The 24,771-nt window shown below is 58.8% G+C and carries 21 protein-coding genes; 14 read left to right on the top strand and 7 right to left on the bottom strand.

Going from position 1 to position 24,771, the window contains the following annotated elements; all coding sequences use genetic code 11:
• Positions 1-20: 20 nt before the first annotated feature.
• The 4 genes from ACQZ5N_RS04970 to ACQZ5N_RS04955 all read left to right on the top strand — a co-directional run bounded on the left by ACQZ5N_RS04970 (position 21) and on the right by ACQZ5N_RS04955 (position 3,222).
• Positions 21-404 carry a hypothetical protein gene (locus ACQZ5N_RS04970; protein ID WP_448732280.1) on the top strand — a complete coding sequence of 128 codons (384 nt, stop codon included), beginning with the start codon at positions 21-23 and terminating at the stop codon, positions 402-404.
• Entirely contained in the window at positions 401-1,186 is a 786-nt protein-coding gene (locus tag ACQZ5N_RS04965) for an SDR family oxidoreductase (protein WP_448732279.1), read from the top strand. Before ACQZ5N_RS04970 ends, ACQZ5N_RS04965 begins: the two co-directional genes overlap by 4 nt.
• Before the next feature lie 175 nt (positions 1,187-1,361).
• Positions 1,362-2,417 (top strand): L,D-transpeptidase family protein, encoded by a 1,056-nt coding sequence (locus ACQZ5N_RS04960; RefSeq protein ID WP_020811491.1) that lies wholly within the window; start codon positions 1,362-1,364, stop codon positions 2,415-2,417.
• Between the two features lie 19 nt (positions 2,418-2,436).
• On the top strand, positions 2,437-3,222 hold the full coding sequence (locus tag ACQZ5N_RS04955) for a L,D-transpeptidase (protein ID WP_059758579.1): 786 nt from the start codon (positions 2,437-2,439) through the stop codon (positions 3,220-3,222).
• 52 nt (positions 3,223-3,274) lie between these two features.
• Here ACQZ5N_RS04955 and aptA read toward each other — a convergent pair whose 3' ends face one another.
• A complete protein-coding gene (gene aptA / locus ACQZ5N_RS04950; protein WP_448732278.1) occupies positions 3,275-4,609 on the bottom strand; it encodes an omega-aminotransferase AptA in 1,335 nt (444 codons plus the stop codon).
• Positions 4,610-4,754: 145 nt separating this feature from the next.
• Between aptA and ACQZ5N_RS04945 the strand changes: the two genes are divergently transcribed.
• The 4 genes from ACQZ5N_RS04945 (at position 4,755) to ACQZ5N_RS04930 (ending at position 9,372) form a co-directional block, all read left to right on the top strand.
• Positions 4,755-5,303 (top strand): cupin domain-containing protein, encoded by a 549-nt coding sequence (locus ACQZ5N_RS04945; RefSeq protein WP_003523802.1) that lies wholly within the window; start codon positions 4,755-4,757, stop codon positions 5,301-5,303.
• A gap of 619 nt (positions 5,304-5,922) precedes the next feature.
• Positions 5,923-6,603, top strand: a complete 681-nt coding sequence (locus ACQZ5N_RS04940) for a sugar transferase (RefSeq protein ID WP_003523803.1) — start codon at positions 5,923-5,925, stop codon at positions 6,601-6,603.
• A gap of 194 nt (positions 6,604-6,797) precedes the next feature.
• Positions 6,798-8,054, top strand: coding sequence for a polysaccharide biosynthesis/export family protein (locus ACQZ5N_RS04935; protein ID WP_448732277.1), 1,257 nt, complete (start codon positions 6,798-6,800; stop codon positions 8,052-8,054).
• Positions 8,055-8,061: 7 nt separating this feature from the next.
• On the top strand, positions 8,062-9,372 hold the full coding sequence (locus tag ACQZ5N_RS04930) for an O-antigen ligase family protein (RefSeq protein ID WP_448732276.1): 1,311 nt from the start codon (positions 8,062-8,064) through the stop codon (positions 9,370-9,372).
• A 78-nt stretch (positions 9,373-9,450) separates the two neighbouring features.
• Here ACQZ5N_RS04930 and ACQZ5N_RS04925 read toward each other — a convergent pair whose 3' ends face one another.
• The 5 genes from ACQZ5N_RS04925 to ACQZ5N_RS04905 form a co-directional block, all read right to left on the bottom strand.
• Complete coding sequence (locus tag ACQZ5N_RS04925) at positions 9,451-9,945, bottom strand: hypothetical protein (protein WP_035262271.1); 495 nt, start codon at positions 9,943-9,945, stop codon at positions 9,451-9,453.
• An 85-nt stretch (positions 9,946-10,030) separates the two neighbouring features.
• The gene (locus tag ACQZ5N_RS04920; RefSeq protein ID WP_035262274.1) at positions 10,031-11,389 is read right to left on the bottom strand and encodes an HlyD family type I secretion periplasmic adaptor subunit; all 1,359 of its coding nucleotides are present in this window, start codon (positions 11,387-11,389) and stop codon (positions 10,031-10,033) included.
• Positions 11,390-11,397: 8 nt separating this feature from the next.
• Positions 11,398-13,602, bottom strand: a complete 2,205-nt coding sequence (locus ACQZ5N_RS04915; RefSeq protein WP_448732275.1) for a type I secretion system permease/ATPase — start codon at positions 13,600-13,602, stop codon at positions 11,398-11,400.
• An 83-nt stretch (positions 13,603-13,685) separates the two neighbouring features.
• Positions 13,686-15,704 (bottom strand): hypothetical protein, encoded by a 2,019-nt coding sequence (locus ACQZ5N_RS04910; RefSeq protein ID WP_448732274.1) that lies wholly within the window; start codon positions 15,702-15,704, stop codon positions 13,686-13,688.
• A 152-nt stretch (positions 15,705-15,856) separates the two neighbouring features.
• Positions 15,857-16,822, bottom strand: coding sequence for a fibrinogen-binding protein (locus ACQZ5N_RS04905; protein ID WP_448732273.1), 966 nt, complete (start codon positions 16,820-16,822; stop codon positions 15,857-15,859).
• Positions 16,823-17,735: 913 nt separating this feature from the next.
• Here ACQZ5N_RS04905 and ACQZ5N_RS04900 point away from each other — a divergent pair.
• Entirely contained in the window at positions 17,736-18,509 is a 774-nt protein-coding gene (locus ACQZ5N_RS04900) for a helix-turn-helix domain-containing protein (RefSeq protein WP_035262289.1), read from the top strand.
• 59 nt (positions 18,510-18,568) lie between these two features.
• On the opposite strand, the gene ACQZ5N_RS04895 is transcribed toward ACQZ5N_RS04900, so the two are convergent.
• On the bottom strand, positions 18,569-18,919 hold the full coding sequence (locus tag ACQZ5N_RS04895; RefSeq protein ID WP_035262291.1) for a hypothetical protein: 351 nt from the start codon (positions 18,917-18,919) through the stop codon (positions 18,569-18,571).
• Positions 18,920-19,312: 393 nt separating this feature from the next.
• On the opposite strand from ACQZ5N_RS04895, the gene ACQZ5N_RS04890 reads away from it, so the two are divergent.
• Genes ACQZ5N_RS04890 through ACQZ5N_RS04870 form a run of 5 tightly spaced genes read left to right on the top strand, consistent with a single transcriptional unit; the run spans position 19,313 to position 24,748 of the window.
• Positions 19,313-20,335: a UDP-glucuronic acid decarboxylase family protein gene (locus tag ACQZ5N_RS04890; RefSeq protein WP_425646369.1), complete on the top strand. Its 1,023-nt coding sequence runs from the start codon at positions 19,313-19,315 to the stop codon at positions 20,333-20,335.
• A 1-nt stretch (position 20,336) separates the two neighbouring features.
• Positions 20,337-21,320, top strand: coding sequence for a UDP-glucose 4-epimerase GalE (gene galE, locus ACQZ5N_RS04885; protein WP_020811999.1), 984 nt, complete (start codon positions 20,337-20,339; stop codon positions 21,318-21,320).
• Complete coding sequence (locus ACQZ5N_RS04880; RefSeq protein ID WP_448732272.1) at positions 21,317-23,254, top strand: glycosyltransferase family 2 protein; 1,938 nt, start codon at positions 21,317-21,319, stop codon at positions 23,252-23,254. The genes galE and ACQZ5N_RS04880 overlap by 4 nt, the downstream gene beginning before the upstream one ends.
• Before the next feature lie 14 nt (positions 23,255-23,268).
• Positions 23,269-23,772 carry a DUF995 domain-containing protein gene (locus tag ACQZ5N_RS04875; protein WP_003523821.1) on the top strand — a complete coding sequence of 168 codons (504 nt, stop codon included), beginning with the start codon at positions 23,269-23,271 and terminating at the stop codon, positions 23,770-23,772.
• A gap of 13 nt (positions 23,773-23,785) precedes the next feature.
• A complete protein-coding gene (locus ACQZ5N_RS04870; protein ID WP_448732271.1) occupies positions 23,786-24,748 on the top strand; it encodes a glycoside hydrolase family 26 protein in 963 nt (320 codons plus the stop codon).
• Positions 24,749-24,771: the final 23 nt, after the last annotated feature.

The raw sequence follows: 24,771 nt of genomic DNA, 5'->3' as shown, positions 1-24,771 counted from the left end.
TCCAAGCCGGAGGGCATGTCATGCAACTTTCGACGACCTATGTAAAACGCAATAACGGGGTTATCTCCGTCGAGTTCGTCGGCAACGACGGCGATCAGGTCTCGGTTCGCCTCGCCGACGGTCTTGAGGGGATCGACGATGCCGAGGCCATCAAGCGGGCGAGCGCGGTGATGGTGCAACTGACCGCGTTCGGAACGCGCCATGGTGCGGATGCGCCTTCGCAATTTTCCGCTCTAGCTACGGCGCAGGATGAAGCTCCGCACGGACAGGCGAGCGCCCGCACATCGAAGGATCGCGACATTCTGGAGGAGGAGTTGGAAGAGGGGCTGGAGGACAGCTTTCCGGCGAGTGATCCCGTCTCGGCGACGGTCACGTCCATTGCTTCCCGAAAAGGGGGGCGGTGACATTGGTTGTTCGCAAAGTCGCTCTGGTAACCGGCGCTGGCTCCGGCATTGGGCGCGCCGCCGCCCTTCATCTGTCGGCGCAGAGCTTCTCGGTCGGTCTGTTGGGCCGCACCGAATCGGAATTGAACGATGTCGCCCGGGAAATCGGCGCTGCATCCGGGTCTGCGAAGGTGCTTGTGGCCGATGTGGCGGATGAAGCGGCCATGCGTCACGCGGTCGCAGCGCTGGTTGAGAATTTCGGCCGGCTTGATGTCGTGGTGGCCAATGCCGGCGTCAACGGCATCTGGGCGCCCATCGATGAGCTGAAACCGTCCGAATGGGACGATACGATCCGCATCAACCTGCGCGGCACCTATCTCACCGTCCACGCCAGCGTGCCGCATCTGAAAGCGGCCGGCGGCGGGTCCATCGTCATCATTTCATCGATCAATGGCACCCGCACCTTCACATCGCCCGGTGCTACGGCCTATTCCGTGACGAAGGCAGGGCAATTCGCCATGGCGCAACAACTGGCGCTGGAGCTGGGGCGTCACCGTATTCGCGTCAATGCGGTGTGTCCGGGCGAGATCGAAACGGCAATCGATGAAAATACCGATATACGCGGGCGGGAAAAAACGGAGGTTCCAGTTCGTTTCCCGGCTGGGGATATTCCGGTAACCGGCGGTGTGGCCGGGACGAGCGATGACGTCGCCGCGCTGATCGGTTTCCTGGCGTCGGATGCGTCCCGCCACATTACCGGAACGCCGGTTTGGATCGATGGCGGCCAGGGGCTGCTCCGATAATCTGCAGCCTTTAAGCTCAACGCCAGCGGCATCACGGGCTTGTGTCCTTATGATTAACGAATGGGTAACGTCTGTTCACGAGACTTTGTCCATGGCGAGGTTGCCGTCTTGTGGCCACCTTCGATAGTTAAGCGTCTGCCGGAAAGGCGGGCAAATCAGGCGGGCAGAACGATCCATGGGCATGCAGGCACTGCTGGATTTCGCGGTTGCGGGGTTGCGGCAAAAGGTAAGGGCAGGGGCAAGAATGGCTGCGATCGTTGCGATCGGTGGCGGCCTTGCCGCGTGCACTTCCATGGGGCTCGATAGCGTCAAGAAAGACCCGCCGAAATTGTCGTCCAAGATGATGGCGCAGATGTCGGCCAAGAGCATGCGCCCGGAAAGCCCTGTCCTCGTTCGCATTTTCAAGCAGGAAAGCGAGCTTGAGGTCTGGAAGGTCGACAAGACCGGAAATTACGCCTTGCTCAAGGCCTATCCCATGTGCCGATGGTCCGGAAAGCTCGGCCCCAAGATGAAGACGGGCGACCGGCAGGCGCCGGAAGGTTTTTATCATGTCTCCGCCGGCATGCTGAACCCGAACTCACAATATTACGTCTCCTTCAATCTCGGTTATCCCAACCGGCTGGAATCGGCGCTCGGTTACACCGGTGAGGCGCTGATGGTGCATGGCGCCTGCTCCTCTTCGGGCTGCTACGCCATGACGGATGCCCAGGTGGGCGAGATTTACGCCATCGTCGCGCGTGCGCTTCAGGGCGGGCAGGACCGTTTTCAGGTACAGGCCTATCCCTTCCGCATGAGCGCCCGGAATATGGTGGCGCATCGGGACGACCCCAATATGCCGTTCTGGAAGACGCTGAAGGAAGGTTACGACTATTTCGAGGTGACGCGCCGGCAGCCCAAGGTTTCCGTCTGCGGCCGTCGTTATGTCTTCAACAGTGAATTTGCCGAAGGCGAACCTGCCGATCCGCTGGCGGCCTGCCCGCCGGCCATCAACCAGCAGGATCCGCTGGTGGCTTCGAAACTGGCCGAAGAGCAACAAAAATTTGCCGCCGCGATGAGTGAGGGAACTTCCAGCCCGCTCAGCGCGTATGTAGACGGCGGCATGCATCCGAGCTTCCGGGCCATTTTGAAATCGAACGGCGCCAAGGCCATGGCATCGCAGGTTTCCGGCACGAAGTACCCTATCAGCCGCCCAGAGGCGGCGCTGGCAGATCCCTTTGCCGGCGTGAGATGACGTAAATGAGGTTTTTCAATTGAACGAGACGACGACGACCCGGCGGGGTTTCCTGCTTGGAGCAGGTGGACTGGCGCTTGCCGGCCTTGCGGGCTGCAACACAACCGCGCGTGAGGCCGCCCGGCCTGCCGCACCCGCGGACGACCCTATGTATGCCCTGATGTACGGGCCCAAGCCGGACGAGCAGTTCCCGCTGCCGGAAATCCCCTACAAGCGGATTCCGCGTCAGTTCCTGCGGCAGATGGTTGCGAACCCGACGGGTGAACGCCCCGGCGTCATCGTCGTCGATACCGCCAATCATTTCCTCTATCTCACCTATGAAAACAATCAGGCCATGCGTTATGGCGTCGGCCTCGGCCGTGCGGGCTTTGAATGGGCCGGTCGCGGCGTCATTCAGTACAAGCGGCAATGGCCGCGCTGGACGCCGCCCGATGAGATGATCGCGCGCCAGCCGGAACTGGAACCCTATAGCAGCCGCAATGGCGGCATGGAGCCGGGCCTCAAGAACCCGCTCGGTGCGCGCGCGCTCTATATCTTCAAGGATGGCAAGGACACGATCTACCGCCTGCACGGCTCGCCGGAATGGTGGACCATCGGCAAGTCGGTATCCTCCGGCTGCGTGCGCCTGCTCAACCAGGATATCATCGACCTTTATAACCGTGTGCCCGATGGCACGCCGATCGTAGTGACGGCGCTCGGCCCCGCACAGCAGGGCGTGCCGATCGGCCAGGAAGGTGTGCCCGTGGCGCAATATGGTAACGGCGTGATCGGCGACGGCCTCTCGCAACCGATGCAGGCCTACTGACAGGGCACAAAAAGGCCGCGCTTCCAGGCGCGGCCTTTTTGTTTGCATGGTTTTACTGCGCGCGCTTCAGCGCATCCCCGAGGATCGAGACGATATCGTCGAAATGGGATTTTTCGGCGATCAGCGGCGGCGAAAGGGCGATGACGTCGCCGGTGACGCGAATGAGCAGGCCGCGCTCGAAGCAATCCACGAAGACATCATAAGCGCGTGCGCCGGCAGCACCGTCGCGCGATTGCAGCTCGATGCCGGCGATGAAGCCGATGGTGCGGATGTCGATGACATTCGGCAGGCCCTTCAGGGAATGGATGGCGTCGTGCCAGACATCCTGCAATTCGGCCGCGCGGGTGAAAAGGCCTTCATCGCGATAGATGTCGAGCGTCGCGATACCGGCGGCGCAGGCGACGGGGTGGCCGGAATAGGTATAGCCGTGGAACAGCTCGATCTGGTTTTCCGGCCCATGCATCAGCGCATCATGCACCTTGCGGCTGGTGAAGACCGCACCCATCGGGATTGCACCGTTGGTCAGCCCCTTGGCGGTGGTGACGATATCGGGCGTAACGCCGAAATAGTTGGTGGCGAAGGTGGAGCCCATACGGCCGAAACCGGTGATGACCTCATCGAAGATCAAGAGGATGCCGTGCTTGTCGCAGATGGCGCGCAGGCGCTCCAGATAACCCTTCGGCGGCACCAGCACGCCGGTGGAGCCGGCGACCGGTTCGACGATGCAGGCGGCGATGGTTTCCGCGCCATGCAGGGCGACCAGACGTTCCAGATCGTCCGCAAGCTCGGCGCCGTGCTCGGGCTGGCCCTTCACGAAACTGTTCTTCGCCGGATCATGGGTATGACGCAGGTGGTCTGCCGGGATTTGCGGGAAAACACGACGGTTGTTGACGAGGCCGCCCACGGAGATGCCGCCGAAACCGACGCCATGATAACCGCGCTCACGACCGATCAACCGGCTGCGGGTGCCCTGGCCGATGGCGCGCTGATAGGCGATGGCGATCTTCAGCGCCGTATCGACCGATTCCGATCCGGAGCCGGTGTAGAAAACACGATCGAGTTTTGCACCTTCCGGACCCGGCGCAATTTCCGCCAGCCGCTCGGCGAATTCAAAGGCAACCGGGTGGCCCATCTGGAAGGAGGGCGCGTAATCCATCGTCGAAAGCTGGTGCTTGACGGCAGACGCGATCTGCTGGCGGCCGTGGCCGGCATTGACGCACCAAAGGCCAGCCGTGCCGTCGAGAACCTGGCGACCGTCATTGCTGGTGTAATACATGCCCTCGGCGCTCGTCAGCAGGCGGGGATTGGCCTTGAACTGCCGGTTGGCGGTAAACGGCATCCAGTAGCTGTCGAGAGAGGTGGAATTGGATCGGCTCGGGTTGTCCATGGTGGTCTCCTGTTCGTTGCCGGTGATTGAATGCTATTTTCGCGACTGAACAAGCCCTTTTCTCTCTGTGGCCAAGCCATTGAAAATGCTATAGGCCTGAACTCATGTTTTCGATATTTCGAACAAGGGCAACGGGGGCTCAGGCATGTCGGTGGATATAGGCGGGCGTTTGCGCCATTTGCGGCTGCGCCACAATATTTCGCAGCGGGAACTGGCAAGGCGTGCCGGTGTCACCAATTCGACGATTTCTCTGATCGAATCCAACACCTCGAACCCCTCCGTCGGCGCGCTGAAGCGCATTCTCGACGGCATACCGATCGGCCTTGCCGAGTTTTTCGCTTTCGAGCCGGAGACGAGCCGTAAGGCTTTTTACCGGGCGGATGAACTGGTTGAAATCGGCAAGGGGCCGATCTCCTTCCGGCAGGTGGGTGAGAATGTCTTCGGCCGCAGCCTGCAAATCCTCAAGGAATGTTACCAGCCGGGAGCGGACACCGGCAAGGTGCCGCTGGTTCACGATGGCGAGGAAGGAGGAATCATCCTCTCCGGACGGCTGGAAGTGACGGTCGACGAAGAGAGGCGGGTGCTCGGGCCGGGGGATGCCTATTATTTCGAAAGCCGCAGGCCGCATCGTTTCCGTTGCGTCGGTCCCGTGCCCTGTGAGGTCATCAGCGCCTGCACACCGCCAACCTTCTGATTCCAGCGGTTTTTGAGCTTCGTAACGCTCGTAGAACGGCCAAGTCGGAGCAATTCGGTAAAAAATGGCCGTAAGCCACGGCAATTTTGCGTGGCTGCCATGACTAGAATGCAGTTTCTTGCCACTCTTTTGCCGTGTTTGCGCCCTTTTAGCAATTTTTCCATCGCTTTTTCTTGGCGGCTTGGCAATGTCAGGCAAAAAAATCCCTACGGATATGTCAAATTTTATATGCATTGCCACAATCTTGCTGCGATGCAAAAAATTTTTATATTCTGTTACAGACGGGGCTGTTCTTAACGTTCCTGTCTCATCTCGCCAAGTCATAAGAAACACATAAGAAAAGACTGTCGCTGGCACAAAACCCAATACATGCCGGGGCGGTACCCATGCTCTCAACACATGGCCGTCGGCACATTTGTTGCTTTTTTATGCAACCGTTAATATTGCCCGGACGTTGATCGGCCGCTCGCGCAAGAAATCGCATAGACGGTTATGGCCAATGTGCCTTACAAAAAATCCATTAGCATCAAATTCCGAACACAGACTTGTTATCTCTTTTAGACGGAAAGACGCGCCTCCGGGCACCGACCAATCGCAAAACATAAATGGAGTTCTCTCTATGAAGTCCGCGACCCAATCGGCTGAACAGACACTCAGCAGCTCCGAAGACTTCGATGTCAGTTTCCCTATCGGGGGCATCGCAAAACGCAGTTTCGATATGACATCGGCTGCGCTTGCGCTGCTCATCTTCAGCCCGATATTCCTGTTGATCGCCGCGCTGGTGAAATTGTCTGATCCAGGCCCGATCTTTTATGGCCACCGGCGTGTGGGACATAATGGCCGCTATTTCCATTGCCTGAAATTCAGGACGATGGCGATGAATGGCGATGAGATTCTGCGGCAATACCTTGCCGCCAATCCGGAAGCCGCCGAAGAATGGCGCGCCACCCGCAAGCTCAAGAACGATCCGCGTGTTACGGCTGTCGGCGCCGTGCTGCGCAAGCTCTCGCTCGACGAACTGCCGCAGCTCCTCAACATCATTCGCGGCGAAATGAGCGTGGTTGGCCCACGCCCGGTCGTCGATGAGGAACTGAGCTATTATGAAAGCGCTGCCGCTTATTATCTAAGCACCCGCCCTGGCCTGACCGGCCTGTGGCAGATCAGCGGCCGCAATGACGTATCCTACAAGACCCGCGTCGCTTTCGACACGCACTATGTGCAGAACTGGTCGATGCGGCAGGATGTCTTCATCATCGTCAAGACCATTCCCGCCGTGTGCCTTTCACGCGGAAGCTACTGAAAACCGATATTGAGTTCGGCTTTATCGATCTTCGTTTCGACACGCACCCCGACCGGGATCCCAAGTCCGGTCTTTGGGTGCGTCATTGGTGCTAATCATACCGGCCGCTTTTCGCGGCGCTGTGCAGCCGGCCTTGCCCAGTTGCGCGACGGCCGGATCGCCCATGTGGCGATCCGCTAACAGGGAGTTTCCCGATGAACGGCTTGTATGCCGCCCGCCGCCCGTTTGTGGCCTTCGTATTTGCCGCTTCCGTCGCTTTTGCCGCGCCGCTCTCCGCCATGGCTGCGGACGGCGCTCAATATAAGCTCGGTACTGCTGACAAGCTGCGTATCCGCGTTGCCGAATGGCAGCCGGCGGATGGCAGCATCCGCAACTGGGATGTGATCAACGGCGATTATTCCGTCGGTCCGTCGGGGGCGCTGTCCCTGCCTTTCATCGGCCAGCTGGATGTTGCGGGCAAGACCCCATCGGAGGTCAGCGAAGAGATTGGAGCCCAGCTTCAGAGCAAGTTCGCCCTTCGCAACCTGCCTTCGGCCTCCGTCGAGATCGCGCAGTTCCGACCGATCTTCTTGAGCGGCGACGTGCAGACGCCGGGCGAATACCCCTATGCCGCCAATCTCACGGTGCTGAAGGCGGTCAGCCTTGCCGGCGGCCTGCGGCGCTCGGATGCCGGGCAGCGTTTTGCCCGTGATTTCATCAATGCCCGTGGTGACGCCGCCGTCTATGACAACCAGCGCGCAAGGCTGCTCGCCCGTCAGGCGCGGCTGGTCGCCGAGGTCAAGGGTGACGCGACCATCGCCAAGACGCCTGAAATGGAAAAGATCGGCGAGATCGACGTGCTGCTGGCCAGCGAAAGCGCGCTGATGAAATCGCGCACCGAACGTTACACCCTGCAGCTCAAGGCGCTGACGGACCTGCACGCCCTTCTGCAGAGCGAAGTCGAATCCCTGAAAAAGAAATCGGAGACGCAGAATCGTCAGCTCCAGCTTGCCAACGAGGACCGCGACCGCGTCAACCGGCTGAACGAGCAGGGGCTTGCGCTGTCGCAGCGGCGTATTTCCGCGGAAGAACGCGCGGCGGAAGTGGAATCCAACCTGCTCGATATCGATACGCAGTCGCTGCGCGCCAAACAGGATATCAACAAGGCGACCCAGGACGAGATCAATCTGCGTAACGACTGGGTGGCGCAGCGCTCCAAGGAATTGCAGGACACGGAAGCGGAGCTGGACAAGCTCAATCTGCAACTGACCACCAGCCGCGAATTGATGTCGGAAGCGCTGGCGCAATCGGCCGAAGCGATCCGTTTCGACCCGTCGGGCAAGTCCGCGACGATCGGCTATGTCGTGGTGCGTGAGGAAAACGGCAAGCCGAAGGAGCTGAAGGTGGATGAAAACGCCATGCTCCAGCCCGGCGATGTCATCAAGGTCTCGTCTGAAATCCTGATGCAGTGAGGTTTCAATGCGGATCGCCAAATCGGCGCTGATCGATCCCGAACGCAATGAGATTTACGGAATGGCGGCGGTTGCGCTGTCATTCTTCGTATTCGCTTACTCGTCGCGTTTCGGGCAAATCTCGGTTCTGGCCTATTATGGCATGTGGCTGCCGCTGGTGGTGGTCGATTACCGGCGCGTGCTCGGCAATTATCCGCGCTATCTCTGGATATTCGCCTTCGGCATCTTGACGGTTCTGTCCAGCTTCTGGTCGGAAGCGGCGTCGGTGACCATGCGCGCCTCCATCCAGTATATGACACATATCGTCTGCGCGCTGATAGCCATGCGGGTGATCTCCATCCGGACGCTGACGCGCGGCGCGCTGATCGGCATCGCCGTCGTTCTGCTCTATTCGCTGCTGTTCGGCATATATCTCTTCGATGCGCTGGATGGCACCTATAGTTTCGTCGGCGCTTTTTCTTCCAAGAACCAGCTCGGCTTTTATGCATCGCTCGGCGTCATTTTCGCCGCCGCATCGGTGCTGGTGCTCAAGCAAAGGGGCATCTGGTTGCCGATTGCCGGCGTCACCGGGCTCCTGTCGGCCTATAGCCTCCTTGCGTCCCAATCGGCCACATCCACTATTACCACGGCGGCGGTGGTCGCGCTCATCATCGGCTTCATTCCCATCGGCATGCTTTCGCCAGCGAACCGAAAGATGACGTTTTTTGTGCTCGGTGGTCTCGGCGCATTGCTGGCTGTCGCATCCCTGCAATTCGGCCTGCTGGATGCCATTCTCGGCATTTTCGGCAAGGATTCGACGCTGACTGGCCGAACTTACCTCTGGCAGCAGGGCATCGAGGCGGCGAAACAGACGCCGATCCTCGGCGTCGGTTATCAAGGGTTCTGGGTTGCGGGTTTCCCCGATGCCGAACGGTTGTGGAACGATTTCTTCATTACCGGCCGCAGCGGCTTCCATTTCCATAATACCTATATCGAAACCGTGGTGGAAAACGGCTTCGTCGGCATGCTGCTGCTTGGCATGGTGCTTTACGGAACGCTGCTCGGGCATCTGCGCTCGGTGCTGATGCGCAAGAGCGATCCGCAGGGCGTCATCCTGTTTGCGATCTGCGCCCTGTTTGTGGTGCGTTCCTTCGTGGAGATCGACATCATCTTCCCCTACCAGATCGGCTCGTTCCTGCTTTATTTCGCAGCCGGTAAACTGTGCCTTCCGGCAAGGGCTGTGGAGGGCAGCGTTCACCTAACTGGAGTTCGTGGCGGTTTCTCTCTCCGTCATTCCGGCCTTGAGCCGGAATCCAGCCAACCCAAGTCCTTGGGCTGAAAGAACTCGTCTTCGCCGCGCGAGAGCCGCGTCGGCTGAATTCTGGCTCAAGGCCGGAATGACGAAGGCGAGGTGGTTTTAGAGATAATCCGCCGAGACATGCGGGCTGGCGTGGATGAAACTCCACATGTCCTTGCTGACCTCGACGATGTCGGCGATCGATTTTTCAAGCTGTCCGATTTCCTTCTCGTCCATGCGCTCCACCTTGCCGTAGCGCACCTGGCTGTCATCCTCCACCAGCCGCATGAGCTGCGTGCTGGCGATTTCGCCTTTTTCGTCGAAGGAATAGATGCAGTGATTATATTTGTTGCGCGTCTTCGCTTCCTTCTTCAGCCGCGCCATGATGGAGAGGATGGTTTTGCGGTCCTTCGCATCGGTGGAAGGAAGCTTCGCCAGGCGCTCGATCAGATCCATGCGCGCCCGCGTGGTGTTGAGCGTCAGGAACACGACGATGGCCGCTTCCTTTTCCACTTTCAGGAGATGGACGATCAGATAGATCATCAGGCTTTCCGTGTTGGTCCACACGTAATTCAGCCTGCCGACCAGCAGCAATACATCCGACATCGCCGCCATACTGCTTCTCCCGCCCCGACGAAACATATTTGGATATTATATGCCGACCGCTGCGGAAAAGACAGTGTAGGTTACTGATATTTCTTCATCTTTCCTTGAAAGCACGGGACATGCTGTCGGAGATCGGCTTGGTCAGATATTCGAAGAAAGTACGCTCCGAAGTCTGGATCAGCACGTCGGCCGGCATGCCGGGCACGGGGTGGAAATTGTGAACCTTGGCGATTTCCTCGTCGGGTATCTGCACCCGCACAATATAGACGTCCTTGACCTGAAGGCCGGCATTTTCCTCGATGCTGTCGGCTGAAACGTAAAAGACCTTGCCGTTCAGAACCGGCGTGGTGCGGCGGTTGAGCGCCGACAGGCGGATCGCCGCGGTCTGGCCCTCATGCAGCTGATCGATGGAGGTCCTGAGCACCTGCGCCTCCAGAATAAGGGGCACATGAGCGGGCAGGATTTCCATGATCGGCTTGCCGGTGGTGATGACGCCGCCCGGTGTATGATAATAGGCACGCACCACGGTTCCGTTGACGGGGGAGCGGATGACGGTGCGCTCCAGCACTTCGGCGGCGCCACGCACCTGTTCGCGCACGCTGTCGAGATCGGATTCGGCGGTTTCCAGCGCATCGAGCGCCGCCTGCTTGTTGGCGTTGACGGCAATGACCGCTTCCTGCCGGAACTTGGCGATTTCCGCCTCGCTCTGGTTCATTTCGCCGCTCAGCCGGGCGATATCGCCCATGGCGTCGGCGATGGCGCGCTCCAGCGCCAGCATGTCGGTCTTGCGGATGACGCCGTCCTTGGCGAGCCGCTCCTTGGAATCGCGCTCCTGTGTCAAAAGCGCCAGTTGCCGGTCGAAGGACTGTTTTTGGCCGTCATAGCCCGCATAGCGGAACTCCAGCGACCGGATATTCTTGTCGATCAGGTTCATCTGTTCCTCAAGCTTGATGAGCTTGCTGTGGAACACGATGTTCTGGCTCTGGATGATGGAATTGATATCCGGATCGCCAGCTTCCTTCATGACGATATCCGGCACCTTGAAGCTTTTTGCGCCCTGGGCCTCGGCGCGCAGGCGCACCACGATGGTTTCGAGGCGAAGCCGCCGCAGCTGCAACATGCGCTCGTTGGCAAGCGCCGTCGTTTTGTCCAGCGTCAGAAGAACGTCGCCTTCCTTGACCGTGTCGCCTTCGCTGACCATCATTTCCTTGATGATGCCGCCTTCCAGATGCTGGACCACCTTGTTGTTGCCGGTGGCGACGAAACTGCCCTGGGCGATGATGGCGGAGGAGAGCGGCGCAGTGCCGGCCCAGAATCCGAAACCGCCGAAGGAGGCGAGCAGCACGGCAAGACCGATCGAGCTGTGCAGGCGGATCGAGCGCGGCACTTCGCTGTACCATTCGAGCTGGCCCTGGGGTTTGACTTCGGCAATGGCGTTTTTCTTCTTGAACATGACGGTTCTCAACCCTCGATCTGCGGGGACTGGTTGGCCTGGCGGCCATTGCCGGAAAGCGCCTTCAGCACGTCCATTCTTTCGCCGAACATGGCGACCGATCCGTCCTTCAGCACCATGATCTTGTCGACGCATTGAAGCAGTGCCGGCCGCTGGGTGATGGTGACGGTAGTGATGCCCTGTCTTTTGGCATGCAGCAGCGCCTTGGCCAGCGCCTGTTCGCCCTGCGTATCCAGATTGGAGTTGGGCTCATCCAGCACCACGAATTTCGGATCGCCGAAAAAGGCGCGGGCAAGCGCGATGCGCTGTTTCTGGCCGCCGGAAAGCGGTGCGCCATCGGCTGCGACCACGGTTTCATAACCCTGCGGGAAACCGGCGATCAGCTCATGCACATCGGCCAGCACCGCTGCCTCGTAAATCTGCCGGTCCTCGATATCGTCGCGCATGCGGCAGATATTGGCCTTGATGGTGCCGGGGAAAAGCTGCACGTCCTGCGGCAGATAACCGATGCTTTCACCGAATTGTCGCTGGTCCCAGTTGCGCAGATCCATGAGATCGAGGCGCACATTGCCTGATGTGGGCAGGATGGAGCCGACCAGCATCTTGCCGAGCGTCGTCTTGCCGGAGCCGGAATTGCCGATGATGGCGAGCGACTCCCCCTTTTTCAGCGAAAAGGAAATGCCGTTCAAAATCACCTTTTTCTGCGGCGGCGGCACGAAGAGGATGCGCTCCACATCGAGACGCCCTTCCGGATTGGGAAGGCGCAGACGCGGGAAGTTCAGCGGCGAATTGATGAGAAGCTGCTTGATGCGGCCATAGGAGGCGGCAGATTTGTTGAACTGGTGCCAGCCTTCTATCGCGCCTTCGATGGGCGCCAGTGCGCGGCCGGAAATGATGGAGGCTGCAATCACCATGCCCCCGGTCAGTTCGCCGGATAGCGACAGATGCGCGCCCCAGCCGAGCAGCGCCACCTGGGTAATCATGCGCGCCGCCTTGGAAACGCCGGAGAACATGATGTTGCGATCCTGCGCCGCCACATGCGATTTCAGCGAGCCGGCGGTCTCGCGGCCCCACATCTTCACCGCTTCGGGGATCATGGCGAGCGCATTGATGATCTGCGAATTGCGCGACATGGAATCGAGGTGGAAATTGGCGCGGCTCAAATAACCGGAAGCCTCGGAGAACTGTCTTGCGGTGAAGCGCTGGTTCAGCCAGGCGATGCCGAACAGCACGACGCAGCAGACCATGATGATGATGCCGAGATGCGGATGGACGAGATAGACCACCACGATGAAAAGCGGCATCAGCGGCGCATCGAGAAAGGCGATAAGCGTGCCGGAGGTGAGGAAGGAGCGCAATTGCTGCAGATCCTGCAAGGTCTGGTAGTCCTTGCCGCTGCCATGCAGGGAGGCGCGGGCGGCGGCGGACAGGATCGGCGCGCCAAGCTGCACCTCGAGTTCGACGGCGGTGCGCATCAGGATGAAGCGGCGGATGGCGTCCATGAAGGCCTGCAGCAGAACCGCGCCAAGGACGGCGACCGTCAGCATCACCAGCGTATCCATCGAGCGGCTGGTCAGCACCCGGTCGGAAATCTGGAACAGATAAAGCGGGATGGCGAGCAGCAGGACATTGATGGCGACCGTGAACAGCATCACCACCACCATGTTGCGCCGCACGGCGGCGATGCCCTTGGCAAGGCTTGCGGCGAAATTGATCGGCTCGCTGCGTTTGTGAAAACCGCTCTGGCTTCCACCACCGCCGCCGCCACCACCGCCGCCACCATTGTCCGTCGGCTCCTTGCCGCCGCCGCCCGTCACTGGCCGGCGTTCGTTTTCACGGATCGGTCCGTCATTATTGTCGATGGTCTTGACGAAAGGCAGGTCGGCATTGTCGATCTTGGCCTGCGGTTCCGGCGGGGAGGCAGGTTGCCGGTCCCGTTGAGGTGCCGGCCTTTCCGGGGGAACATCCCGCAACTGTTCCGTCTGCTCCGTTTTTGCATGCGGTTGGGAGAGAACTTGTGGGGGGGCGGTCTGTGCAGGGGAGGAAACTTCTTTTGCCGTCTGTTCCGCGCCGGATAATTGGCGCAGGTTTTCGACGGCTTCATTGATTGCTGAAATACAGGCGTCCGTCAGTTTGCTGTCTTCCGCATCCTGATCCAGCGGCAAGTCCAGCGAGCGTCCATCGGCAATGGTTTTTCTAGAAATATGATCCATTTTATATCGGTCCCCTCGGTGATCTAGCGGTGTTTGCGGTTCTGGCTGCGGCGGGGTGCGTTTGCAGCCCCGCCTGCCAGAGGTTACGCAACGACCGTCTGCATGACGTCGGCCGGATGGGCATTCGACCATGACAGGTCGTGACCGGCATTGATGACGCCATTGGATTCGTTTTCGATGGTGGCGGGATCGTCGTGAAGAAAGGCGATGACCTCGTTCGCCAGTTGGCCTTGCTGGGGTTGCGACGTGTCGTTTTCGATGATGCCGCCCTGTATCAGTATGGCATCGGAGTAAACGCCGCCGGCGACATAGGTGGTGGAGCCGAAGCTGTCGTAGTCGACGATCTGCGCCAGATTGACCACGGCGTTGCTGCCGGTATCGATGTGGACGGTGGCGTCCTCGTTATTTTCGAGAACCTTGGCGGCGGCCTGCGTCACATCGTCGGAATCGCCCAGGACGCTTACCTGTTTTATGATGCTGACATCGTAGAGATTGCCGGTGATATAGAGGACGTTCAGACCCTCATAGCCGGCGAAATTGACGTCATGGGCAAGCGCATCCGGCATGTTGGGATCGCGCTCGTTGATGGCGTTGACCGTCTGGATCATATAGTCCGGCATGGTTTCGAAACGATCGTTGCTGCCGACATTGTGAATGGCGGCGTCGTTCCACAGCAGGTTGTTGCCGGACTGGATGGTGGCGCCGTCCGGCGCATCGGGATTGGCGCGCGCCCAGTCATTGTCGTAGAGCACGGCGATCTGGCTGATGATGTTCATGTCCAGCACATTGCCGCCGACGATGATCAGATCGTATTGCATGCCGATGCCGAGGAAATTCGCAATGTTGAGCGCGGCGTTGCCGCCAGTCAGCAGGCTGACGGTTGCGCCCGAGGTCGTTATCGTCATCGTGTCGTTGTCGCTGACGAACTGGTATTGCTCGATCCAGTGCACGAACGAAACGTCGCCTTCCAGCACGCTGACGCGCCAGGCGGTCGGAAATATCGGCGGTTCGCCGTTTTCCTGGCTGCTGTTCTCCGTGTTTTCCGCGCCCGGATAGACGCTGCGCTCGAAGCTGGCGATATTGAAGGCTGCCGTCGCCGCCTGATCTTCCGACCGTGTGAAAACGGAGTCGATCTCGTCCCGGTCGCTATAGATATAGGCCTGGGTGATCGCGTCGATCTGGTGATAGTCGCCCATGACGGCGGTTACCGACGTCATGACGCCGGTATTGACCAGCGTGGCGATGTTGGCGACGACATTGGCGCCTGCGGCGACGTCGAGGCTGTTGCCGGCAGGGCTGTCCTCATGCAGCGAAACATCGCTCTTTTCCGGCTCTTCCGCCGGCTTGGCGATACCGCGATCGGGCATGTAGTCGTCGAGCATCGGCTTTTCGCTGGCTATCGAGCCATTGATGTAAAGCCCGTCGATGTTGTTGCCGGCCAGAACGAAATCCTGATCCGCACCGGTGCCGAGCGACGTCACGTCGTTTTCGCGGGCATGGTCGATATAGTCGTGCGCGGATTTGGCGAGCGCCTGCAGGGCGTCGTAACTGTCGGTGCGCTGGAAACCGGCGAAAGGCGTGAAGACGGACGCTTCATTGTAGAACTCGACGGTGCGCTCTGTGACGAAGCTGGTGTCGCGCCACACATAGGGGCCGTCCGTCATGTTCAGATAGTCGTCGTCCTGAAGAATATTGACCTGCGCCACATGCGCGATGACCGAACCGGGACCGGTGTGAACCACCAGCTCATATTCCTCCTCAAAGGAAAGCCGGCCGGGAAAACGGAAATTGACGCCGGAAATATCGACAGGGATGGCATCTGCGAGCCGCTGCATGTCGTGTTCGACCATGCGCGCGAAATGCGGCTGCAGATAATCGAAATCATAATAGCCGGCGCGGTAGTTGACGCCGGGATCGTAGTCCTTGAGCGGAACGTCATAGTTCTTGTCGAGCAGCTTTGCGGCTTCATCGTCCGGCAAACGGTCCGGATCGGAATGCGCCGGGCCTTCGCTGTAGTTGGTCCTCAGGCGCGCTTCCTCGATCACCGTGTCGAACAGGCCGATGAAATGCGCAATCATGTCCGAAATCTTGTCGATATGCATTGGAGGTCCCTCCCTGATCATCGCGGCAGAGCCTTAAGGCTGCGGAGGGCACACGTCCTGGAGGCGGTGCTTCGTTTTACGCAACCCCGGTCCTTCAACCGCGAACTGCACCGGCGGGTGCCGGTGCAGCTCTTTTCGTCAAGAGGTGGTTATCAGGAGTGATCCTCACCGACATCAGACACATGCGAGTTACCGCCTGTGATCGTGACATCAACTGCGTTGGAGAGCATGTTGGCGCCCTGCACCAGTTCCAGATGGAAGCCGGAATTTGCAAGGATTGCCGATGCATCCGCAGTGCTGGTACCTGCTGCGTCGTCGCCGGCCTTGAGGTCCCATCCCTTGCCGTCGATGCCTTCGGCGCCGAAGGCGTCACCGGCATTGGCGCTCAGGTGGTTTTCCGCACCGCCATTCTGCATCTTGATGTCGTAGGCCTCATCCTGATCCGCCAGGTGGTTGGCCTGCACCATGCTGAAGCCGGTGTCGTTGCCATCGCCGTTGAGCGAGCCGTTGAGGATATTGTCGACATCGAGAGTGAAGGAGAAGTCGTCACCCAGATTGAAGGTGAGGTCTCCGCCGGCGATGCCGAGATTGCCGACATCCTTGACGCCCGTGATGTTGCCGAAGTCGTCATCCGACTTGTAGAAACTGTCTGCGGAGTTGAAGCTGTCGGAGGTCGTCGTGGTCTTGGTGGAGGTGTCGTTGTCGGAATAGTTGGACGTCTTTGTGTCCGTATCCGTGATCGTTTTCACATCGGTGTCGTTGTCGCTGTACGACTTGCTTTCATAGCTCCAGTCGTAGTCGACCTTGATATCGGTATTGGTTTCGGTGCTGGTCTTGGTGGTCGTGTCGTTGTCGCTATAGGACTTGCTGTCATAGCTCCAGTCATAGTCGTTGTCGCGATTGTCACCGTTATTGGCTTCAACATCGATCTTGGCGTCAACATCCACATTGGTGCTGTTGTCGCTGTTGTCGTTGTTGCGGTTTTCACCGTTTGCGGTGCCGACGTTGCTGTCTTCCACCTTGGCGTCATTGGTCGACGTGTTGGCGAAACCATCGGAAAGCGCGCCGATCTTGGTGATATCGTCGTCGCTGCCGGATGCCTTGTGATCATAACCCATTTCGATTTCCTCCGAAAAAGCTCGGAGCAGCTTTCGAAATCCCTCTCATCTCAAACGGGATTTTTTCGCGCTTGCCCCGGGTAGCATGAAGATTGATGTTTTGCAGATGCACTCGGTACGCATCATCTGCGGTTCGGTAGTGGCCCGTGATCGGGCTCTTTTCGTTCAGCCCTTGTGCGCTACTCGGTAAAACGGCGCACAAATCCGTTCCTCGCTCCATAAGGGGAGCGCGGTGGCTTCGTCTTTTCGCTTGCATGTTTTCTTGAAAAGGGACCGGCGTTTTTCAAACACACGTCAAGGCCGGAGGTGTCTTTCCATCGGCCGCCGTTCAGCGACGGTCAGACTGTGCCGCAGAAAAATCGCGCTTCCTAGATATCAATTCGGGCTAAACATATCGGCGCTTTACCCGAATATATATGTCTCAGGCGGTTGTCCGGCGGGTCGTTTGGCCGGTTTGGTCTTAAAAAAACGGCGCTTCGTCCGGGCAGGGCGGCTTTTTCGAGAAACATGGTTTATTTCGGTGGAAAAGGGCCTTTATCCCGAAAAGGAACAGGCTCCAGCGTGCTTCGCCGGCGAGCTATGTAAAGGGATATCAACTAAAAGTTATATTTTCCCGGAAGGCAAAACCACAGCGAAAGCTTTTCCGATGTGATTGTTTTTGCAGCGGTTACAGAATGAATGATTCTATCTCGGCGTAACCTATTTTGTATGTCAATTGTAAAAAATAACCCGTTTGGGCCATTTATTTACACAGCTTTTCGTATTAGCGTGTGTTAATTAACGGGTAATTAATGATAGTTGACATGGCCTAAAGCGGAGAATCGCCCCCAAGTATTCAGGGGAAAGATAGCCGGCGGACAACAGACTGCACAACCAAAAGAAAGTAATGCGTAAGCGCTTGAGGGAGGCGTCAATGTTCATGGGAACGTCAGATTATGCGGCAAAACAAAAAAACGCCGTTGCTCCTATAAATGGAACTTTATTGGTCATAGCGGATCCGGACCTGTTTTCCGAGTGCCTCATGGAGGCGCTGGGCAAAAAGTTCCCCACATTCGCGGTGGTGAGCGTAAGGTCGTCGGCAGGCATCGAGGACGACTACGGTAATAATGTACGGCTGGTTTTGCCTTACCGGATGTCGGGGGATCGTCTTCATGCCGTTCTTTCGGAGGTTCGGGAAAAACATCCCGATGCGCCGATCGCGCTCGTCGTCGAAACCATCGATAAATTCGAGGAGCCGCTGAAGAGGCTGGTGGGAATGCGCGTCATCGATGGCGTGCTGCCGCTCAACCTCAGGCTCGATGTCTTCATGGCGGCTGTGGATCTGCTCATGAAGGGCGGGGAACATTTTCCTGCTGCTCTTCTCGGCAAGCTCACGCCCTATTCGCCTTCCGTCAACAGCAAGAGCGTTCAAAGCAATGCCGTGATCGCCAACCGCGCCGATGCCCTTGCCGCAAGCAGGAGCGACGTGGCGGCGCTGACGACTCGCGAGGTGCAAATCCTCGACCTGCTTTGCAAGGGAACGCAAAACAAGATCATCGCTGATCGGCTGCATCTGTCCGAGAACACCGTCAAGGTTCACGTTCGCAATATCTATAAGAAAATGAACGTGCGCAACCGCACGGAGGCGGCGTCGCGCTTCTTCAACAAAGATGAAGACACGACGTTCTCCGGCGGCTGGAAGAACTGAGCGTCAGGGCGGCTAGAGCCGTCCGGACGCCAGTTCCCTCCGGTATTTCTCCAGGAGGCTCAGGGCCTCAGGAAGCAGCGGGATTTCTGCCCGAATCCGCTCGGTGAGCAGATATAGGGAGAGGAGCCCGAGTAGGACTGCCGCGATACCGCGGGTGTGCCCGAGGCATCGGCAACAAGCGTAACGGCCGCGTTGCCGGTTTTTTGATAACCGTAGGACGCCTTCGCCGGAACGACCCGGCTCTTGGTCGTGGCGGTATTGGCCGACGCGGTTTTGATGAGAACGGCGTCTTCGACCACGGAGCATGAAGCCGTCGCGAAGGTGAAAGTTACTAGTGCTGCGGCAACAAGCGCGAAGCGACAATGGCGGGCTGCTTTGCCGCTATGGGAATAAGGCATTTCATTCGTCATGTGTGTCCCCTGAAATCGACTGTCTGTCGCATCTCGCCGGGCGGTTTTGTTCCCGGTGGACCGAGCCTTACAAAACCAGGATAGCCCCGACTGGTTGAGCGAAGCTTGCGCTAATGCTCAATAAGAAAGGCATAATAGAGGCATAGTTAAAAAGTATTAAATCAAGGGGCTATTTTGAGTAATTTTGGGTAATCAATTGTAATATTTTGATAAAATGAAGTTGACCTGTTTTCTGCTGCGCCTATCATGAAAGTTGAAATTTATCCGATCGAAATATTAAACCTCCAGAAGAAGTAAAAACCGGAGGATGATATTCAAGATATCGTACAATCGGGAGTTTGATCCAGTTTAGGTGAATCAGCTGCGCTGATTCCTCATGGGGAGGATTGTGTAATGCGTAATTTCGTTCCCAACGACCACGACAACGGCGTCACCATCTACTCCGAATGGAGACCTGGCCAACGCGTTCTCGTCAATGGCGGCGCCGGTTTTCTCGGTTCCCATCTTTGCGAGCGCCTGTTGAGCTGCGGTCACGAGGTGATCTGTCTCGACGATCTTTCGACCGGACGCACCGCGAATGTGGCGCATTTGCGGGAGAATAAGCGGTTTTTGCTGGTTGAGCACGATGTGCGCAAACCCTATGACATCGATGTCTCGCTGATCTTCAATTTCGCCTCGCCGGCTTCGCCGCCAGACTATCAGCGCGATCCGGTCGGTACGCTGCTCACCAATGTCCTGGGTGCGGTCAATGTACTGGAAGTGGCACGCAGATGCGGTGCAACCGTAGTGCAGTCATCGACATCGGAAGTCTATGGCGATCCGCACGTCAATCCGCAGCCGGAAACCTATTTCGGCAATGTAAATACAATCGGGCCGCGAGCTTGTTACGATGAAGGGAAACGCAGCGCCGAAACGCTGTTTTTCGATTATCACCGTAGCTTCGGTGTCGATATAAAGGTGGGACGCATCTTCAACACCTATGGGCCGCGCATGCGACCCGATGATGGACGTGTGGTTTCGAACTTCATCGTCCAGGCTCTGAAGGGCGCCGACATCACCATTTACGGCGATGGCAGCCAGACCCGTTCCTTCTGCTATGTCGATGACCTGATCGACGGTTTCCTGCGCTTCTCGGCCAAGCCGAAGGATTGCACCGGGCCTATCAATCTCGGCAACCCGAGCGAAATTCCGGTGCGGCAGCTCGCCGATATCGTTATCCGCATGACGGGTTCCCGTTCGCGCATCGTGCATCTGCCCGCCGCGATCGACGATCCGCAGCAGCGCCGCCCCGATATTTCGCGGGCAAAGGAACTGTTGAGATGGCAGCCGCGCGTGCCGCTCGAAATCGGCCTGGAAAAAACCATCGTCTATTTCGATGCATTGCTGGCCGGCAAGACTGTGGCGGAGGCCGTATGAGATGCCCCGCACAATCCTCGTCACGGGCGGGGCCGGATTCATAGGCAGCCACATCTGCAAGGCGCTGGCCCAATCCGGCTTCAAGCCCATCGCTTACGACAATCTCTCGACGGGTCACGCGGATTCGGTTCGCTGGGGTCCCTTCATCGAGGGCGATATTCTGGATCGTGGTCTTTTGAAAGCCACGCTGAAAGAGTTTTCGCCGGCCTTCGTCATCCATTGCGCCGCCAACGCCTATGTCGGTGAGTCCGTCGAGGATCCGCGCAAATATTACCGCAACAACGTCGGCGGCAGTCTTGCGCTGCTGGATGCCTGTCTCGACCAGAATATCGGCGGGCTGGTGTTTTCTTCCAGCTGCGCCACCTATGGCGTGCCGCCGCAATTGCCCATTCGTGAGGAAACGGCGCAAATGCCCGTCAATCCTTACGGGCGCACGAAGCTGATCTTCGAAATGGCGCTCGATGATTATGCCGCTGCCTACGGTCTGCGTTTCGTGGCGCTGCGTTATTTCAATGCCGCCGGGGCCGACCCGGACGGTGAGCTTTACGAGCGCCATGAGCCTGAAACCCATCTGATCCCGCGGGCATTGATGGCGGCTGCCGCAAGGCTGCCGCAACTGGATGTCTTCGGGGCGGATTACGACACCAGCGACGGCACCTGCATTCGCGATTACATCCATGTCAGCGATCTGGCCGATGCCCATGTGGCTGCCGTCAATTATCTTGCCGAGGGCGGAGAGACGCTGCGCGTCAATCTCGGTTCCGGCCACGGTACATCGGTCGGCGATATCATCCGGGCGATCCACCGCGTAACGGGGCAGGAAGTTCCGGTCCATTTCGGCGCAAGGCGCGCCGGCGATCCGCCAGCCCTGTTTGCGGATATCAAACGTGCGGAAGAGACGCTCGGCTTTATCCCGAAGCGTTCGGATATCGACACCATCATCCGGACGGCAGGTCCCGGTTTCGGACTGGAGGTGCGGTCATGAAAGCCCATTCCACCCCTTCCGTTCCATCGGCCCGGGCAGTCGCAGTCGCCAGCGATTTGCGGATGCTGCCGGTCTTTGCCGGCTGGAACCGCACGGCTTATCTTCTCGGCATTGGCGGCTGGCTGGTGACGCTCGCTTATTTCTGGATCTGGTGGCTCGATCGCGATCGCGTCATCGACTGGCCCTATTATACCGTCGTTACGATGACGCTCGCGTGGATCACGCTTCTGCCATCCTATTTCATCTTCATCTTTCTGAACGCGAAGGTTGTCGACCGGCGCTCCCCTCTGCCACGGGGCAGGGTGGCGATGGTCGTCACCAAGGCGCCGTCGGAACCTTTCGCGGTGGTGCAGAAGACGCTGCTGGCCATGCTCGAACAGAAGGGCCTGGAATTCGACGTCTGGCTCGCGGATGAGGCTCCGGATGCGGAAACGCTGAAATGGTGTGGCGCGCACGGCGTTTTCGTTTCCACCCGACAGGGGGTTGCGGAGTATCATCGCAAGACCTGGCCGCGGCGCACACGCTGCAAGGAAGGCAATCTCGCTTATTTCTACGATCACTACGGCTACGAGCGTTATGATTTCGTCGCCCAGTTCGATGCGGATCATGTGCCGGAACCGGATTATCTGCGCGAGATCGTCCGTCCCTTTGCCGATCCGAAGGTTGGATATGTTTCGGCCCCGAGCATCTGCGACGCCAATGCCGGTGAAAGCTGGGCCGCGCGCGGCAGGCTTTATGCCGAGGCGAGCCTGCATGGCGCGCTGCAACTGGGTTACAATAATGGCTGGGCGCCTCTCTGCATCGGCTCGCATTATGCCGTGCGCACGAAAGCCCTGCGGGAAGTCGGCGGCCTTGGGCCGGAGCTTGCCGAGGATCATTCCACCACGCTTCTGATGAACGCCGGCGGCTGGCGCGGCGTTCACGCCGTCAACGCCATCGCCCATGGCGACGGGCCGGTGACCTTTGCCGACCTCATCGTGCAGGAATTCCAGTGGTCGCGCAGCCTGATGACCATTCTGCTGCAATATTCAAGGCACTACGTGCCGAAGCTGCCGCCGCGGCTGAAGTTCCAGTTCCTGTTTTCGCAGCTCTGGTATCCGCTGTTCTCGGGCTTCATGGCGCTGATGTTCGTGCTTCCCGCCGTTGCGCTGATACGCGGCGATGTGCTGGTCAACGCATCCTATCCGGCGTTTCTGGCGCATTTCCTGCCGGTTTCGCTGATCATGATCGTGTTTGCCTTCTTCTGGCGATCAACGGGTGCATTCCGCCCGCATGATGCGAAGCTCTTCAGCTGGGAGGCCATGGTATTTCTGTTCCTGCGCTGGCCCTGGTCGCTGATGGGCGTGCTGGCGGCGATACGTGACACGATCCGTGGCGATTTCGTCGATTTCCGCATCACCCCCAAGGGCACGCAGGCAAAACCGCCGCTGCCGCTGAGGGTTGTCGCGCCTTACATTCTTCTGGCGGCGCTCAGCCTCGTGGCCATGGTTCTGGCGCCGCGGGAAAACGGGGCGGAGGGCTTCTTCGTCTTCGCCGCCATCAATGTGGCGATCTATGCGGGCCTTTCGGTATTTCTGCTCATCCGCCATGCGATGGAAAACGGCTTGCCAAAGCTGCCGGCATTGCGCGGGGGAGCGACCGCCGCCGCCTGTTCGTTGCTGCTGGTGGCGGGCAGTGCCGTACAGCTCAGCTCCCATGCGATCGGCGGGCTGGAGGCCCTGTCGCACGGGCAGTCCTATGTCAGTTTTACCGAAACGCGGTTCACGGTCGCCGGGGCGGGCGTGGAAGGTGCGAGATCGGTGCGTCTGAAACTGCGCATTACCGTACCGGGACTGCGCGGACCGCAGGAAATGCAGGCGGAACCCATCGTGGCGCCGCCGCCGGCGGTGGCGACCGGAGAGATCATGCTGGCCGACAATAGGGTCGGACAATGAAGGAGGAGGCTGTGATGAAAACAACAATAAGCAAATGCGGATTCTCCGCTTTCGTACTCTGTCTTGCGGTGGTCGTGCCAAGCGCGGTCCACGCTGCAGGCGGCACGAAGACGCCGAAACCGCTCAGAACCAGCGAAGTCGTGGACATGTACTTCGACAAGACCTGGAAATGGGAAACGGGCGGTGGACGCTTCATCGCCCAAGACCGCAAATTCATCGCCGCAACGGAAGAAAAGGGCAAGAAGTCCATCGGTGAAGGCCGCTGGACCGTCGATGCCAACGGCACCCTGTGCATGCGCGCCACCTGGAAAAGCGCGGCAGGAAACGGCAAGGCCGATACCTGCTTCGACCATGGCCGCATAGGCAAGGTGCTCTACCAGCGCAAGCAGGGCGGGCCATGGTACGTGTTCCGGCACAACCCGCCACGCCCTGGCGATGAATTCCTCAAGCTCGTCCGCAAGGACGATGTCACGCCGCAGATCGCCGCTTACGACAAGGCGATGACGGCAACAAGGTAGGGAGTAAGGTGTCATGCAGATAACAAGAAGAAAACTTCTGTTCGCAGGTGGTGCCGCCGCAGCCTTTACCGCCGGCATGTATCCGGTGCTCAAGCTCGACGCACAGGGTGTCGCCCCTATGACGTCGACGGGCATGAAGACACTTGCCGACAAAAGACCGACATTGCATGCGGACGGCATCCGTTTCGGTGCCTACGATCCGCACGGCGATTTCACGGCCCAGATCGGGGTGGCGTCGGAACATCTGTTCCTGCCCTGGGAAGACGTGGATCTCGACAGTCTCGCACTTGCGGATGCCTACGCTCTGGAGCGCAAGCGCAACGTGCTGATCACGGTAGAACCCTGGTCCTGGGACGTTAATTGGCGGCTCACCTCCGACGAGTTGCGCCGCAAGGTGATGAGAGGCGACTATGACCAGAACATGCAGGCGATCGCCGCACGCATGTCGGCGATGAAAAGTCCGCTGATCCTGCGCTGGGGACAGGAAATGGAAGACACGTCCGGCCGCTTCTCGTGGTCGGGCTGGAACCCGCGTGACTACATCACGGCGTATAAACGCATGGTGGACATGACCCGCAAGGCGGTTCCCAGCGTCAAGGTGATGTGGTCACCGAAAGGTTTGGACGGTCTGCAGGCCTACTACCCAGGTGACAGCTACGCCGATCTGGTCGGCCTCTCGGTCTTCGGTCTCGAGGAATACGACAAGATCGAATATGGCGGACCGAAGACCTTCACAGATCTGCTGCGCAAGGGCTATGGACTTGTCGAAACCTTCAACAAGCCGGTCTGGGTTGCCGAACTGGGTTATGAAGGCGGCGATTCCTATGTTCGTCCGTGGATGAATGATGTGACGCTGAAACAGGCGGATTTTCCGAAGCTGGAAGAGGTCGTCTATTTCAACGACAAGGATGTTCATGCCTGGCCGCACAATCTCGGCAGACCGGACTGGCGCGTCGTGCGCCCGGCCAAGGCCTGATCGACGCCGAAAACCGGCGAGCG

It is taken from the genome of Agrobacterium sp. 22-221-1 (assembly GCF_053522445.1).
Note: the sequence above shows the minus strand (reverse complement) of the source record. Positions and strands in the feature narration are given on the sequence as shown.

What these genes read in the sequence shown, in the direction of transcription:
- ACQZ5N_RS04970 (WP_448732280.1), top strand. Translation starts at nt 21, where the DNA reads ATGCAACTTTCGACGACCTATGTAAAACGCAATAACGGGGTTATCTCC.
- ACQZ5N_RS04960 (WP_020811491.1), top strand. Translation starts at nt 1,362, where the DNA reads ATGGGCATGCAGGCACTGCTGGATTTCGCGGTTGCGGGGTTGCGGCAA.
- aptA (WP_448732278.1), bottom strand. Translation starts at nt 4,609, where the DNA reads ATGGACAACCCGAGCCGATCCAATTCCACCTCTCTCGACAGCTACTGG.
- ACQZ5N_RS04945 (WP_003523802.1), top strand. Translation starts at nt 4,755, where the DNA reads ATGTCGGTGGATATAGGCGGGCGTTTGCGCCATTTGCGGCTGCGCCAC.
- ACQZ5N_RS04940 (WP_003523803.1), top strand. Translation starts at nt 5,923, where the DNA reads ATGAAGTCCGCGACCCAATCGGCTGAACAGACACTCAGCAGCTCCGAA.
- ACQZ5N_RS04935 (WP_448732277.1), top strand. Translation starts at nt 6,798, where the DNA reads ATGAACGGCTTGTATGCCGCCCGCCGCCCGTTTGTGGCCTTCGTATTT.
- ACQZ5N_RS04930 (WP_448732276.1), top strand. Translation starts at nt 8,062, where the DNA reads ATGCGGATCGCCAAATCGGCGCTGATCGATCCCGAACGCAATGAGATT.
- ACQZ5N_RS04925 (WP_035262271.1), bottom strand. Translation starts at nt 9,945, where the DNA reads ATGGCGGCGATGTCGGATGTATTGCTGCTGGTCGGCAGGCTGAATTAC.
- ACQZ5N_RS04920 (WP_035262274.1), bottom strand. Translation starts at nt 11,389, where the DNA reads ATGTTCAAGAAGAAAAACGCCATTGCCGAAGTCAAACCCCAGGGCCAG.
- ACQZ5N_RS04915 (WP_448732275.1), bottom strand. Translation starts at nt 13,602, where the DNA reads ATGGATCATATTTCTAGAAAAACCATTGCCGATGGACGCTCGCTGGAC.
- ACQZ5N_RS04910 (WP_448732274.1), bottom strand. Translation starts at nt 15,704, where the DNA reads ATGCATATCGACAAGATTTCGGACATGATTGCGCATTTCATCGGCCTG.
- ACQZ5N_RS04905 (WP_448732273.1), bottom strand. Translation starts at nt 16,822, where the DNA reads ATGGGTTATGATCACAAGGCATCCGGCAGCGACGACGATATCACCAAG.
- ACQZ5N_RS04900 (WP_035262289.1), top strand. Translation starts at nt 17,736, where the DNA reads ATGTTCATGGGAACGTCAGATTATGCGGCAAAACAAAAAAACGCCGTT.
- ACQZ5N_RS04895 (WP_035262291.1), bottom strand. Translation starts at nt 18,919, where the DNA reads ATGACGAATGAAATGCCTTATTCCCATAGCGGCAAAGCAGCCCGCCAT.
- ACQZ5N_RS04890 (WP_425646369.1), top strand. Translation starts at nt 19,313, where the DNA reads ATGCGTAATTTCGTTCCCAACGACCACGACAACGGCGTCACCATCTAC.
- galE (WP_020811999.1), top strand. Translation starts at nt 20,337, where the DNA reads ATGCCCCGCACAATCCTCGTCACGGGCGGGGCCGGATTCATAGGCAGC.
- ACQZ5N_RS04880 (WP_448732272.1), top strand. Translation starts at nt 21,317, where the DNA reads ATGAAAGCCCATTCCACCCCTTCCGTTCCATCGGCCCGGGCAGTCGCA.
- ACQZ5N_RS04875 (WP_003523821.1), top strand. Translation starts at nt 23,269, where the DNA reads ATGAAAACAACAATAAGCAAATGCGGATTCTCCGCTTTCGTACTCTGT.
- ACQZ5N_RS04870 (WP_448732271.1), top strand. Translation starts at nt 23,786, where the DNA reads ATGCAGATAACAAGAAGAAAACTTCTGTTCGCAGGTGGTGCCGCCGCA.